This is a genomic window from Mycolicibacterium sp. XJ1819 (genome assembly GCF_053483675.1).
On sequence record NZ_JBEFST010000003.1, the window covers coordinates 21336 to 37139 of the forward strand.

General features: G+C 60.9%; 6 protein-coding genes. All 6 read left to right on the plus strand.

Annotated elements, in window-relative coordinates; all coding sequences use genetic code 11:
* The first annotated feature begins 79 nt into the window (after window positions 1-79).
* Genes ABQE89_RS03665 through ABQE89_RS03690 form a run of 6 tightly spaced genes read left to right on the plus strand, consistent with a single transcriptional unit; the run spans window position 80 to window position 15305 of the window.
* Window positions 80-3490, plus strand: coding sequence for a helicase-related protein (locus tag ABQE89_RS03665; RefSeq protein ID WP_448414251.1), 3411 nt, complete (start codon window positions 80-82; stop codon window positions 3488-3490).
* Window positions 3490-6294 (plus strand): DUF1156 domain-containing protein, encoded by a 2805-nt coding sequence (locus ABQE89_RS03670; RefSeq protein WP_448414253.1) that lies wholly within the window; start codon window positions 3490-3492, stop codon window positions 6292-6294. Before ABQE89_RS03665 ends, ABQE89_RS03670 begins: the two co-directional genes overlap by 1 nt.
* Window positions 6278-8137: a GmrSD restriction endonuclease domain-containing protein gene (locus ABQE89_RS03675; protein ID WP_448414255.1), complete on the plus strand. Its 1860-nt coding sequence runs from the start codon at window positions 6278-6280 to the stop codon at window positions 8135-8137. The genes ABQE89_RS03670 and ABQE89_RS03675 overlap by 17 nt, the downstream gene beginning before the upstream one ends.
* Window positions 8137-11499 carry a Swt1 family HEPN domain-containing protein gene (locus ABQE89_RS03680; protein ID WP_448414257.1) on the plus strand — a complete coding sequence of 1121 codons (3363 nt, stop codon included), beginning with the start codon at window positions 8137-8139 and terminating at the stop codon, window positions 11497-11499. Before ABQE89_RS03675 ends, ABQE89_RS03680 begins: the two co-directional genes overlap by 1 nt.
* A 36-nt stretch (window positions 11500-11535) precedes the next feature.
* Window positions 11536-12345 carry a Hachiman antiphage defense system protein HamA gene (locus tag ABQE89_RS03685; protein ID WP_448414260.1) on the plus strand — a complete coding sequence of 270 codons (810 nt, stop codon included), beginning with the start codon at window positions 11536-11538 and terminating at the stop codon, window positions 12343-12345.
* Entirely contained in the window at window positions 12342-15305 is a 2964-nt protein-coding gene (locus tag ABQE89_RS03690; protein WP_448414262.1) for a DEAD/DEAH box helicase, read from the plus strand. The genes ABQE89_RS03685 and ABQE89_RS03690 overlap by 4 nt, the downstream gene beginning before the upstream one ends.
* The last annotated feature ends 499 nt before the right edge of the window (window positions 15306-15804 follow it).

The window sequence follows — 15804 nt, forward strand, 5'->3', positions numbered from 1 at the left end:
GCGACGATTCGCGGACTACCCCCGATACTGTCGGAGGGGTCGACTAGCGTGGGCCGGCTATCGACGGGGAGGACAAACAGTGCTGCTGGAAGAGCTGAAGCCTGGCTTGCGCATCGACGGGCTGATCCCGTCCCAGGTGATCACGGTGATCTTCGCCCAATGGCACGGCACCGACGCGCTGGAGCTGACTTACAAGACCAACGACGGCGCACTCGGTCAGCAGGTCGTGTTCCGCAAGGACCAGGACATCCTCACCGTCGCCCAGACCGGCAGCCGCGCGTTCGATGCCAACGCCACCGACTTCAAGATGGTCGCGGAGGCGCAGCGGATCACGCTGGCGGGCCTGTTTGACCCCATGCTGGCCGTGGCGACCAGCGATGTCCGGCCGCTCCCCCATCAGATCCGTGCGGTCTACGGCGAGCTTCTCCCCCGCACTCCGCTGCGCTTCCTACTCGCCGATGACCCCGGCGCCGGCAAGACCATCATGGCCGGCCTCTACATCAAGGAACTGCTGCTGCGCGACGACGTGCGTCAATGCCTCATCGTCGCCCCCGGCGGCTTGGTCGAGCAGTGGCAAGACGAGCTGTTCTTCAAGTTCGGGCTGCGGTTCGACCTGCTGACCAACCAGCTCATCGACGCCAACGTCAACTTGAACGTCTTCGAGACCAACCCGCTATTGATAGCGCGAATGGATCAGCTGTCGCGCAACGAGGAGCTACAGGCCCAACTCAAAGAAACCGAGTGGGATCTAATCATCGTCGACGAGGCCCACCGCATGGGCGCCCACTACTTCGGCGGCAAACTGGAGAAGACGAAACGGTTCCTGCTCGGTGAAATGCTCGGGCGCATCACCCGGCACCTGCTGCTGATGACCGCGACGCCGCACTCGGGCAAAGAAGAAGACTTCCAGCTCTTCCTCACGTTGCTCGACCGCGACCGCTTCGAGGGTAAGAACACCAAGACCGCCAACACCGACGGCATCATGCGTCGGATGGTCAAGGAAGACCTTCTGACGTTCGAGGGCAAAAAGCTGTTTCCCGAACGTCGCGCCGAAACCGTGCCCTACGAGCTCACCGAGCTGGAGTACTCGCTGTACGCAGAGGTCACCGACTACGTGCGCGAAGGCATGAACCGCGCCGACCGGGTGGGCGGCAAACGAAAGAACACCGTCGGGTTCGCATTGACCGTGCTGCAGCGTCGCCTGGCATCCAGCCCCGAAGCCATCTATAGGAGCTTGGTCCGGCGCACCGAGCGCCTGGAGCGCAAAAAGCTGGAAATCCTCAACGGCACCTACACCGATAAAGAACCCACCATCGACTTCGAGGGCCTGGACGCCGACGACTACAACTCCGAACAGATCGAAGAACTGGAAGAGGAACTGCTCGACGCTGCCACCGCTGCCCAAACCGTCGAGGAACTCGACGCCGAAATCCTCGAACTCGCAGACCTGACGACGGTTGCCAAGCAAGTCCGCGACTCCGGCACCGACCGCAAGTGGACCGAGCTCAGCAGAATCCTGCAAGACGAAGCGCTGACCGTCGACGCCAACGGGTGGCCGCGCAAGCTCATCATCTTCACCGAACACCGCGACACCCTCGACTACCTCGCCGGCCGCATCCGGACGTTGATCGGCAAGCCCAACGCCGTACAGGCCATCCACGGCGGGGTGCGCCGCAAGGAACGGCGCATGATCACCGAAGAGTTCACCAAGAACCGCGACTGCCAGATCCTGCTAGCCACCGACGCCGCCGGCGAAGGCCTCAACCTTCAAGCCGCCCACCTGATGGTCAACTACGACCTACCGTGGAACCCCAATCGCATCGAACAGCGCTTCGGCCGAATCCACCGCATCGGCCAAGAAGAAGTCTGCCGGCTATGGAATCTCGTCGCCAGCAACACCCGCGAAGGCGCAGTCTTCGAACGCCTGCTGGAAAAGATCGAAGAACAGCGAAAGGCTTACGGCGGCAAGGTCTTCGATGTTCTCGGCGAGGCTTTTGCCGATACACCTTTACGTGACCTGCTACTAGACGCGATCCGCTACGGTGAGCGCGACGACGTGAAGGCCAAGATGCACGAGGTCATCGACCACAAGGTGGCCGATGGACTGAAAGAGTTGCTCGACGAACGCGCGCTGGCGTCGGATCACCTCGCCGACGCGGATCTCGCCAAGCTTCGCGCCGCCATGGACGAAGCACGTGCCCGCCGTCTACAACCGCACTACATCGAACTCGCATTCAAGGCCGCGTTCACCCGGCTCGGTGGCCGCATCGCCAAACGCGAACGCGGCCGCTACGAGATCGCCAACGTCCCAGCACAAATCAGAGCCAGCAAGTACCAGCCGATCGCGACCAAGTACGACCGAGTCGCCTTCGATCTGGAACACGTGCACTCCGAGGAACTGGCGCGCGCCGACCTGCTCGCGCCAGGACACCCGCTTCATGACGCGGTGATGGACGAAGCTATCCGGCATTTCGGCGGCACTCTCAACAGCGGCACGGTGCTCGTGTCGGCGACGCTGGAGGAGCCCCATCTGCTGGTCGGTGTCGTCGAAGAGGTCGCCGACGCCACCGGTGCCGCAGTGTCCCGACGATTCGGCTACGCCTATGTCGACAGCCTCGGCACCGTGACGCCCGCCGGCCCGGCACCATACCTGGATTGCGTCGCCGCACCCGATACCCCAGCCGTTGCCGCGGCACGACAGTCTCCTTGGCTTACCGAAGCTGAAGATCGCGCAACCAGCTGGATCATCACCACCCAACTGCCCGAGTACCTCACCGAGGTGCAACCCCGCCGAGCGGCAGAACTTGCCAAGGCTCGGGAGCTTGTCGTGAAACGGCTTGAAGGAGAACGTGACCGGCTCCTTCTGGACGCTGCCGTCGCAGCCGAGAAGGAACGCGCGGGCGAGAAGCCGAAAGAGTCGGCTGAGAGCCTTAACCGGAAAGCAGTCGAGCTCGACGCTCGTCTACGCAAACGCCTTGACCTGCTCGACAAGCAGGCGCTGATGTCGACCAAGCCACCGCGCATCATGACGGCCGCACTTGTACTCCCGGTTTCCATGGTGGACGGCGAGTTGCCTGCGTCGGCACCTATGCATGCCAAAGAGACCAAAGAGATCGAGCGTCGAGGTGTCGACCTAGTGATGGCGACGGAACGAACGCTTGGCCGTAAACCGGTCGAACAGGCGTTCAATAACAAGGGGTTCGACATCCTGTCCTCCGATGCCAGCGGTGACACCTACCGCATCGAGGTCAAAGCCCGTCTGGACGGTGCCCCCGACTTCTTCGTTACGCACAACGAGGTGATGGTCGGCAAGAACGCAGCACCCCGCTACCGGCTGGCTTTGGTCAAGGTCGATCCGCGAGGCCCAGGCCATGACCAAGTCCGTTATCTAGACGACCCGTTCGCGTCGACGGATCTTGGCGACTTCGACGCCACCGGCGTCCGCGGTGACTGGAACAAAATGTGGAACAAGGGAACTGAGCCATTCTGATGACGTCCGAGAACCAAGCGCCCAAACGCAAACTGATCGAAGTCGCGCTGCCTTTGGAAGTGATCAACCGAGAGTCAGCTCGCGAAAAGTCGATCCGGCACGGCCACCCGTCCACTCTGCATCTGTGGTGGGCGCGTCGCCCGCTCGCCGCAGCCCGCGCGGTCCTGTTCGCCCAACTCGTCGACGACCCCTCCTCGCATCCCGAGGAATTCCCCACCGAGGAGCTGCAGCGCAAGGAACGCGAACGCCTCCACAAGCTAATCGAGCGCCTGGTCGTCTGGGAGAACATTCAGGACGAGAAGCTACTTGCTGAAGCCCACGCCGAGATCCTGAAGTCCACCGGTGGCAATCCCCCGCCGATCCTAGATCCGTTCGCCGGCGGCGGGACCATCCCTCTAGAGGCGCAGCGACTTGGGCTCGACGCACACGCATCTGACTTGAATCCGGTTGCAGTACTGATCAATAAGGCGCTCATAGAGATTCCGCCGAAATTCGCCGGACAGCCACCCATTCATCCCTATGTTGCCCGTGATCAGCTCGGACACCCGTGGCCCCGCGCCACTGGACTGGCAGAGGATGTACGCCGCTACGGCAAATGGATGCGCGACGAAGCCGACAAGCGCATCGGCCACCTATATCCAAAGGCCACGCTGCCGGACGGTTCGCAGGCGACGGTGATTGCGTGGATCTGGGCGCGGACTGTCACGTGCCCCAACCCCGCTTGTGGCATTGCCATGCCCTTGGTGCGCTCCTGGTGGCTCGCCAAGAAGAAGGGTAAAGAAGCTTTCGTCGTTCCGTCGGTCGCCGACGGCAAAGTGCACTTCAGCATTGGCCACGACCCGAAAAGCGCGCCTACCAGTGAGACCGACGGCACTGTCGGGCGCACGGGTGCGGTCTGCATCGGCTGCCAATCGGCGGTGGAGCTGAACTACATCCGTGCAGAGAGCCGAGCCGGCCGAATGGCTGCCCAGCTGATGGCGACTGTCGCGGAAGGCGGCCGCACCCGCTTGTACTTAGCACCTACGCCGGCGCACGAAGCTGCGGCAGCCGTTGCCGTTCCCGATGATGTGCCCGCGGGCGAGTTATTCGACTGGCCCGGGCGCATCAATGTCGTCCGCTACGGCCTTACATCGTTCTCCGATCTCTTTACTCCGCGACAGCTAACCGCGCTCACCACATTCAGCGACCTAGTGACCGAAGCCCGCGACCGTGTGCTGTCCGACGCACTCGCCACAGGCATGCCCGAAGGCGACCGCCTCGAAGCCGGCGGCACGGGGGCAGCCTCGTACGCCGACGCCGTAGCGACGTATCTTGGTTTCACACAAAGCAAGATGACAAATCTGTCCTCCTCAATCACCACTTGGATGAGCGACCGCGGAGCGTTCAGAGAAACATTTGCGCGTCAGGCGATACCGATGGCATGGGACTTCGCCGAGGCAAATACACTTTCCGATGCGGGCGGAGGGTGGAAAACCTTCCTCGATAAGCAAGCAAAGGCAATCCAATTTCTGCCTACTGGGAGCGGCGAGGCTCACCAAGCGGATGCAGCGCGGCGATCATTTTCCGGTTTGCTGATAAGCACTGACCCGCCCTACTACGACAACATCGGCTACTCCGATCTGTCTGACTTCTTTTACGTATGGTTGCGCCGATCACTTCGTCCCATTGCACCGCAGCTTCTCTCGACAATGCTCGTTCCCAAAGCTGAAGAACTCGTGGCGAACCCATATCGGCATGACGGAAAGGGTGGCGCCAAGAAATTCTTCGAGAGCGGCTTCAGTTCGGTGTTTCGTTCGGCGCGACAATCCGCTATCGCCAACTTCCCCATCACTGTGTACTACGCATTCCGGCAGAGCGAGGCCGACGAATCAGGCCAGGCTTCGACCGGTTGGGAAACGTTGTTGGAAAGCATGATTCGTTCTTCTTGGGAAGTAACCGCCACCTGGCCTATCCGAACTGAGGGAGCCGGACGGCTACTCGCGAAAGATACGAATGCACTAGCGTCCTCGATTGTATTGGCGCTGCGACCGCGACCCCAAGACGCACCACCGACAGACCGCCGTCAGTTTGTCGAGATGCTCAAGGCGGAACTCCCTGCCGCCCTGAAGGAACTTCAGCAAGGCGCGATTGCACCGGTCGATCTTCCGCAAGCCGCTATCGGTCCCGGTATGGCAGTGTTCTCCCGCTATTCGGCGGTGCTCGAACCCGACGGGTCCAAAATGTCGGTGCGCTCTGCGTTGGCCCGCATCAATGAGATACTCGACCAGGTACTCAATGAGCAGGAGGGCGACTTCGATTCGACCAGCCGGTTCGCGATCGCCTGGTATCGCCAGCATGGCTACGGCACTGGGACTTTCGGGGACGCGAACAACCTCGCCAACGCCCGTAATACCACCGTCGATGCAATGGACCGCGGCGGAATTCTGATCAGTCGGGCCGGCAAAGTCCAACTCATCAGGCCGTCAGAGCTGAGCACGGACTACGACATTCTCGGGGGCCTCCACACCAGCAACTGGGAGGCGCTGCACCACCTGATCAGGAAGCTCGAAGGCGAGGGTATCAGCGCGGCTGGTGATTTCTTGCGCACCGCATTGAGTCGCCCCGACGGCACCGTCGACGCCGACCTCATCAAAGAGCTGGCGCACCTCTTGTTCCGCATCGCAGAGAGCAATGCCTGGACCAAAGACGCGTTGAGCTTCAACACTCTGGTGACCAGTTGGCCCGAGATATCCGATGCCGCACGAACGGATACGCCTGCAAGCAGCTCGCAGAGTGCATTCGACTTCGATGAAGAGGACGACTGACATGGGATTCCTGACACCAATGTACGAGTTGGGGGAGTATCTGAAGTGGACTCGCTCCGGTGAGATCCAGTTACCGGACTTCCAGCGCGGATACAAATGGGAAGACGAACGCATCCGTCAGCTCTTGGTGACGGTGCTGCGCGGACATCCGATGGGTGCGGTCATGCTGCTGAAGACCGGCAACTCACAGGTGCGGTTCAAGCCGCGCGCCATCGAGGGTGTTCACCTCGCCCCAGGCACCGAGGCGAAGTACCTTCTGTTGGACGGGCAGCAGCGTCTGACATCGCTGACGCAAGCCCTCAGCGGGAACGGTGTGGTTGCAACGAAAGACAGCCGCGGACGATTGCTCGACCGACGCTACTTCGTCCACATGGAAACGGCGCTGAGCGACCCGAACCGCGTTGACGAGGCGGTGATCTCGGTACCGGCTGACGGCGTCGTTCGGTCGAACTTCGGCAAAGACGTGGAGCTCGATCTCAGCGACCAGGGCAAGCAACACGAGCACGGCTACTTCCCGCTGAACCTGCTCTACGGGGACTACATGAGCTGGATCCTGGAACTGCAGAACCCAGCGCTAGGCAAGCACTTTCATGACAAGTTCATCAAGCAGTCGACCACCTACGACATCCCCGCGATCATCTTGGACGAGGACACCGACAAGGCGGCCGTGGCCACCGTCTTCGAGAAGGTGAACATTGGTGGCCTGCCCCTCAACGTGTTCGAACTGCTCACCGCCGTCTTCGCCGGCGACGCCGACTACTACGGCAAGAGCGGCGAAGACTTCCGGCTCAACGACGACTGGCGGGAGACCCAACTCAAGTGGTCGTCATACCCGGTCTTGGCGGCCGTCGAGAACACCGACTTCCTACAAGCGGTCACCATGCTTACCACCCGCCAACGCCATCTCGCCGACACCTCCGACCGGCCGCCGGCCATCTCGGCCAAGCGCGAGGACGTCCTGAAGCTGACCTTGAGCGACTATCTACAATGGCGTGAACCTCTGCGCGAGGCATTCATCTGGGCATCAACATTCTTGGCTGACCGGCACATCTTTGCTCGACGAGACGTGCCCTACCCCAAACAACTGGTTCCGCTGGCCGCCATCAAGGTGGTGCTGGGCAAACAGGCAGATCTGATCAGTGTGAGTGAGCGTCTCGTCCGCTGGTTCTGGTGTGGCGTGCTCGGCGAACTCTACGGCTCTGCAATCGAATCACGGTTCGCCCGTGACATCGAGATGGTTCCGTCCTGGGCCACCGACGGCTCCGCGTCGGTGCCGAGGACCGTACAGGACGCCAGCTTCACCGAGTCCCGTCTGCACTCGCTGCGCACGCGCAATGCGGCAGCCTACAAAGGCATCGCGGCACTCATCCTGGCCGGAGGTGCGCGGGACTGGATGGAGGACAAAGCGCTCGACAAGGTTCAGTACGTCGACCTCGCGGTCGACATCCATCACATCTTCCCCCAGAAGTGGTGCGACACCAACGGCATCGATGCCGAGCACCGGGAGAGCATCGTCAACAAGACGACGATCAGCGCGCGAACCAACCGCACAATCGGCGGTGTCGCCCCGTCTGCGTACCTTCCGGTGATCGAGGCGCGAGCGCAGATTGACTCGACTCACCTCGACGGCCTTGTGGCCACTCACCTTATCCCGGCCGACTTCCTCCGCCAGGACCACTTCGAGAACTTCTTCCGTACGCGGCGCGAATCGCTGTGCGAGCTGGTCGAAAAGGCGATCGGTAAGGCCGTGCAGCGAGACATCGACTTGGGATTCGCCGACGAAGACTCGGCACAGTTTGAGCCCGAGGAGTTTCCCAACGACGCAGGCATGGAGAACGACTGATGGCGCTAAGCAACCGCGACCGCATCGACCGCATGTTTCAGACGATGGCACCGCCGCTGGATGACTTCATCGCTTCGGTGATCGGGCAGGGCGATCCAGCACTCGGAGCGGCCTGGACGAAACTGGTTCAACTCAAGGATGGGAAGAAGGGCGCGCCGTCGGACAAGACCTACAACCCGCTCGACCCTCAGGTCCAATTCCGCATCCTCACCGAAACGAACATCACCAACGGTTTCAAGCCGGGTTGGTACCCATTCAGCCAAACACTGGGCAAAGCCGGGGAGTCCTTCGCCATCGAACTCCGCGAAGTCCGCAACACGTGGGCCCACAACGGCACCTTCAGCGATGACGACGCCTACCGCGCGTTGGACACCGGCGAGCGACTGCTCAAGCTCATCGGAGCGGCCAAGGAGGCCGACGAGGTTCACGCCATCCGCCTCAACCTGCGCCGTGTCACCGCCGACAAAGACGACAAGAAGACACTCAGAGCCGCCGTCGACAACCCCGAGGCTGCGGGCCTCAAGCCCTGGCGCGAAGTGCTGCCACCCCACCACGACGTCGCTACCGGAAACTTCGCCGCCTCCGAATTTGCCGCCGACCTTTATAAAGTCGCCTTCGGCGGCGAGAAGGATTCCGGCTATGCCGACGCGGTTGAGTTCTTTCGCCGCACCTACCTCACCGAAGGCCTGACCGACCTCGTCGGCCGCGCAGTTCGCCGGCTCTCCGGCGACGACAACGCACCGCCTGTTATCAACCTGCAGACCAACTTCGGTGGCGGCAAGACACATTCGATGCTCGCACTGTGGCACGTCGCCGCAGGACTGCCCGTCGGGCAGTTCCCCCAGGACACCCAGGAACTGCTGACCAAGAACGGCTACACCGGTGCCAAGGTCAACCGGGTCGCCATCGTCGGCAACCACTTCAGCCCGGCCGGCACGACCAAGGACGACGGCACCCACGTCAACACCATCTGGGGCGAGCTCGCCTGGCAACTCGGAGGCGCCGAGGCCTACGCCCTGGTCGCCAAGGCCGACGGAGATCGCACCACACCCGGGGAGGCGCTCCACGACCTGCTCGCGAAGTACTCCCCCGCGGTCATCCTGATCGACGAATGGGTCGCCTACGCCCGCTCGCTCGTCGGCCGCGACGACCTGGCCGGCGGTACCTTCGACGACCAGTTCACCTTCGCACAATCGCTCACCGAGGCTGGCAAAGGTACTCGCGGTGTCCTGCTGGTCATTTCGATCCCCGCGTCGGAAACAGGTGACGATTCCGACAAGATCGTCGCCGGCAACGCCGAAGAAGTCGGTGGCGCGCACGGCCTCGAAGCACTCAAAAGGTTGCAGAATGTTGTGCGTCGCGTCGCCGAACAATGGCGCCCCGCCTCCTCAGCCGAGGCGTACCAGATCGTCAGGCAACGCCTCTTCGTCCAAGCTGATGGAGCTGCACTGGCGTCGATCGGAGCCACCGCGCGTGCCTACGTCGATATGTACCGCAAGTACACCGACGATTTCCCCCGCGAATCCCGTGACACCACCTACGAAGACCGGATCAAACGGACATACCCCATCCATCCGGAGTTGTTCGACCGGCTCTACGAAGAGTGGTCTTCGCTGGAGCGTTTCCAGCGCACCCGAGGCGTGCTGCGGTTAATGAGCACCGTCATTCACGCGCTGTGGACTGGTGAGGACGCCTCGCCCTTGATCATGCCCGGGTCCATCCCGCTGTCCACAGCCAACGTGAACGCCGAACTCACCCAGTACCTGCAGGATTCGTGGAAAGCTATTATCGACGCCGATGTCGACGGGCCAACCTCCGAACCTGCGCGCATCGATAAGGAGAAGCCCGTCTTCGGTCAGCGGTCGCTGACCAAGCGGCTGGCCCGCACGGTGTTCTTCGGTGCCGCCCCCACCATCGGGTCGGCTCATAAGGGCCTCGAAACCCAGCGGGTCTTCCTGGGTACAGCGGTCCCGGGTGATGTTCCTGGGAACTTCCATTCTGCGCTCACCCAACTTGGCGACCGAGCCACCTACTTCTACTCCGGGTCTGGCAAGTACTGGTACGACCTGCAGGCCAACATCACCCGCACCGCCAAGGACCAGGCGGAGCGACTGCATAAGGAAGATGTCTGGGCCGAAATCGCCCGTCGCCTGCAAGGGCAGGCCAAGACTCGTGGCGACTTCGCAGGTGTGCATGTGTGCCCCGAATCGAACGCGGATATCCCCGACACCGACGAAGCCCGACTGGTAATACTGCATCCGAAGGTGGCGCACAAACGCGGATCGGACTCACCTGCCAAGGCATTCGCCCAGAAGGCAACTGAGCAGCGTGGGACCGCCAATCGGACCAACCGCAACATGCTGGTGTTCTTGGCAGCCGACGACGCGCGACTTGAGGAACTCGATGCCGCTGCGCGCGACTACCTCGGGTGGTCACACGTGCTTACCAACGAGGCCGACCTGGATCTCACCCAGAACCAGAAAAATCAAGCGTCCACTCGGCAGGCGCAAGCCGACCAGACGGTGAAGTCGCGTCTGCTGCAGACATTTACGTGGGCACTGGTCCCGTCACAACCCGATGCGAGCGCTCCGTTCGTTGTGCGGGAAACAAAGGTCGAAGGCCAGGCGGAGTCGCTGGCTGAGCGGGTCTCCCGCCGGCTCGGAAACGACGGTGATCTTTCCGTCCGCCAAGCCGCGGTGACGATTCGCCTCGCGATCAATAAGGTGCCACAGATCTGGAAGGACGGTCACGTCGCCCTCGGCGCGCTGTGGGGGCTGTATTGCCAGTATCCGTACATGCCGCGCCTACGGGATCGGCGTGTTCTGGAGGAGGGCGTGCTCGACCTTCCGATGATCTGGGAAACCGACGCGTTTGCCCTGGCAACCGGCATCGACGCTGCCACAGGACGGTTTGTCGGACTCTGGATCCCCGGAGACACGAATTCAGCACCTAGTCCGGCGGACTCGCTGCTCTTGGTGCGTCCCGACGTCGCGATCCATCAGCGAGAGCACGAGAAACCAAATGAAACGGGTTCCGACACCGACACTGAAACCGGAGAGGGCACCGGGACGGGAACTGGGACTGGGACAAGCGCCGGAACTGGAACCGGCCCCGGCCCTATCGATATCGCGTTCACGCGGTTCTACGGAGTCAAGACGCTCAGCTCGGACAAGATCGCGATGGACTTCAAGAACATCGCCGATGAGGTGATCGCCAACCTTCGGGAACAGGGCATCAACCTGATCGTGAAGATCGAGATCGAAGCGGTCGACGCAACAGGCTTTGATGAGAACAAGATTCGTACGGTGTCGGAGAACGCGAAGACCTTGAAGTTTGACCAGTCGGGGTTCGAGTCGGCTTGATCGCGAATATGCAGGGAAACGGCACGGGAGCTCCTTATGCGTGACCTCGGCCTGGATCCAGATGCCTTCAAAAAGCTTCTTACTAACACGCAGCAGCCGCGCCACGTTCTCATCAACGTGTCAGCCCAGTTCGTAGCACAGCTCGGCCCAGAGCTTGGGATAGCGTTTCGACGCTGCTACATCACTGACGATGCCGTTTCCCGCCGGATAGCAGAGGCGAAGGTGACTCGGCGCGAAATTATCGCTGTGAAGCTACCTGATCGCGGAGCTGTCATGGCAGGCGATTTCGGTGAGATCCTCACGTCACTCGTCCAAGCCGTCGAAGATCACCCTACTGAAGTGCTGGACCCGCGAAAGTGGAGGCTTAAGAACGACCGGACCAAAGCCGCACCGCGGTCGGACGTCGTTCAGTTCGTATTGCCGACATGGCCAGATGCATCCTCAGAGGACCGTCTAATTTGTTCCGAAGTCAAGACCAAATCCACTTCCAGCAACAATTCTCCGATCCTGCAAGCGATAGCAGATTCCGAAAAGGATAGTGACGGCAGACTCGTCAAAACCCTTGTGTGGCTGCGTGAACGTGCGTTGGATACCGGGCTAGAAACTGTTTCTGTCGATCAACTGAATCGCTTCATTGAAGCGATCGACCATCCCCCAGCCGAGCGCGAGTTTCGCGCGGTGGCTGTTGTTTGCGGAGGTCTTGTTGAATCCGAGCTGGAGGGTCTTGACCTTCCGGATACAGAGGACCGAGCTGTCATTCTTATCGTCGTGCCCGACCTTAAGCAGAATTATGAAGCGGTATACGACTCGATTCTTGATGGTCTCGAGGATACCGATTCGGAATGAGACAAGTTCTACGACGCTGGATAGCTGATTCCGATACTCGCTTCGCCGTTGACGATTTCAGACTTCAACTGCAGCTAAGTGAGCTGACTTACCTCAACGACCGCACACTGGACCTCTATTATTCGTTGGTCGGCGAGCTATTCGACATGTTACGTGCAGATACAACTGACCGAGAAGCCTGGGCCACATTAGGGAGGGCGTTTGCATCCATAAGCCGAGAGCTTCGGCGGGATGGCCATCGGGACTCACTGTTCTTCGGCGCGGTTGCTTTCTACTGCGGAGGATTTCCCGCATCTGCCACTCTGACCATGCGTCAAACTCGCTCTGGCGACTGGGATGACGAAATCTACCTGGCCTGCTACGACATGCTGTCACGCCCGGCGGCGCCGAATTCCGAGAGTGTCAGAGACCTGATTGCGAGCGTCCGCAGCGGCGAAGTCGCGGTGATTTCCGCAGCTGTCGAAGAAGCAGAGCGGGAAGCACTTGCCGCACTGCAGGAAGGTCCTGACGAATGGGTCCCGCGACAGATCCGCGCTGCACTACTCCGCAACTTTCAGGAAACCAATCTCCGAGCAGTCTTGCCAGACGGTACCAACGCTCAGTGGAACCCGTTGGTGTCATCGTTTCTCGATCGGAGGCAAGCGGTTTGGGACTTTTTCCCATCGCAGATCGAAGCCATCGAAGCCGGCCTGCTGAGCACGTCTGATACCTACGCGCTTCAGATGCCTACTGGAGCCGGCAAGACTGCGCTTGCGGAGACACTCCTCTTCAGTCACCTCACCAGGAACGCGGAGGCCAAATCGGTTCTGCTGGTGCCCTATCGCGCGCTGGCGCGCGAACTGCGCCAGACGGTCGGTAGGAATCTGACTCGGATGGGCATGCAGACTCGGGCTGTTTACGGAGGCACCGTGCCCACCCCAGAAGAGGGCGAGGCGCTCGATTCTGTGCGCGTGATAATCGCCACACCTGAAGCGTTGATGGGTTTGCTTGGTGCACAACCGGAGATCGCTGCCGAGATATCACTCGTGGTGTGCGATGAAGGTCATCTGCTGGCTGACGACTCACGTGGTGTCAGTCTTGAACTACTACTGGCCCGTCTACGTGCGCGCACACCCAGCCCACGTACAGTGTTCGTGTCAGCCATCGTGCCAAATATTGAAGAGATCAACGCATGGCTCGGCGGGACGGACGCTACGGTAGTACGGAGCACCTACAGGCCAGCGATCGCCGAGTACGCCATACTTCGACCACAAGGCTCCGGTCGTCGGAGAACCGTTGCCCTTGAGTTTCAGGAACTCTCAGCTGCCGTGCCTGCGCATACATTGCCAGGATTTCTAGACCTCGCGGACTTTGAATTCACGAACACGTCGACAGGTCGGACGAACACTTACGACTACGGGTCAAAGAAGACTCAGGCGATCGCAGCGGCTCGCAAGGCACTCGCAATGGGCACCGTCGCTGTTTTCGCGGCAACCAAAACCGGCAACCAAGGCGTGATCGGGCTTGCCGACGAGCTCATTTCACAGGTCGGAAGCGATCTTCCTCTGCCCGAACCAGCTTCGTACACAAGCGATTCCGCGCTTGTCGCCGACGCCGTCCAATACATGAACCAAGAGTACGGATCTGATTGGACAGGGAGCCGAGCCCTCCAGGCTGGGGTGGTCGTTCACCACGGGGACCTGCCGCAAGAGACACGCGAGGTACTCGAAGAGCTTCTGTCGGAAGGCCACCTAGCAATGGTGCTTTGCACCAGCACACTCGCAGAAGGTGTCAACCTCCCAATCCGCACGCTGATCCTGTATTCGGTCACGCGTGGATCTGCATCTGGCGAATCCACTCCGATGCTGGCGCGCGATATTAAGAACCTTGTGGGCCGCGCGGGTCGCGCCGGAAGCTCGACACGTGGATTGGTGATCTGCGCTAATGAAGGTCAATGGCGTCATATCCGGCCGGTCGCCGAGAATGCGCCGGGCGAGCCGGTCGCGGGTGCACTCATCGAGCTCCTGCGGCGCCTAGAGAACGCACTGGCAAGACAACCCCAAGATCTAAATAATGACGCACTTGAAGAAACGCCCCAACTACTCTCTCTGGTAGATGGGATTGACGCTGCGTTGGTCGAGCTAATTCGTGAGGAGCTAGGAGACGAAGAGTTTCTAGCGATCGCGGCATCGCTTGCGGAGGAGACATTTGCAGCTCAACAGGCTGACGGCCCGCAGCACGATCTCCTGCTTGAAGTGTTCCGCATGCGCGCGACAAGGCTGCTAGGCATGCGTTCGTCTGGCCGACTTCAATGGGCCCAAGCCACAGGGGGCAGGCCTCGGTTGGTCGACTCCATTATCGACAATCTGTACCCGCAGTACAGCAACTGGCTCACAGTGGAGTCGCCTCTCGACGATGAACTACTGGACGCATTGCTCCAATGGTCTTTCGAACAGACAGGTTTCGCGGACGCTGCCGACGCGGCGTTCAGACAGACCAATGTCGCGGACCCCCGCGCCGCGCTGCGCGCTCTCATCAAGGCATGGCTCGAGGGGAGCACACACGTAGAGATCGCAGAGCGCGTGGGACTCACGGTTGATCAGCTGCTTAGGATTCATACACGCGTCGTTCTGTTCGACTTTGTTACCTTGGTGGAACAAGCAATCGCAGTGCTGGGGCAATACGTCGCACAGCAGGGCAGTGCGCTTTCCACCATCGCTGCGGCATTTGCCGATCACCTTCGGTACGGTGTGCCGAACGCCGTCGCACGAAACTTGATGGGCCAAGGCATGCGCCACAGACGAGCCGCCGTAGAAATGGGTGCACTGCCCGAATTCACCGACAATATCAATATTATGGTCCCACTCGAGTCAATTGCACGGGACGTTCTCCAGGACTCTGAAACGTGGTCATCGCGGTTAGGAACACTGGTCTACCAACGAACAGTCGTCGACGTACGTGTCGATCGCACACCGACCTGACCAGCCAAAGCGACAGTCCGCCCGGGTGACATCCGATTTAGGCGTCGACCGAATGGTGACGGTTTCGTTATCCGGTCCACCTGCAAATCACCAGTTCCTTGCAAATCCTCGCCAAGATACATTTCAATCTATCGCTTCCTACGATGTCAATAGATTCAGTCAGCAGCGATTATCTGAAAAGCGACAAACTCCACACGCCCAACCGTCAATCCGTCGCCTGCTGCTGGCGATGGATGCGCGCGTGCATGCCGCCCCCGTGGATTCGCAGCGACCTCAGTCGGCGGTACTCACGGCGCACTACCGAACCGACTGCCCCCACCGAACTCCCCGCCCTACCCTTAGGCATTACGTCACTGTGACGAAATAGTCGCCAGGCCACGCAGTCGGCGCCTTACCTGCCGTCGCCGCCGCCGGGCGGCCGGATGCCCGAGCGTCGTGTTCCCGACGCTCGGCAACGACACGAGTGCACCCGGCACAAACGGTCGATCCCCTGCCCTCG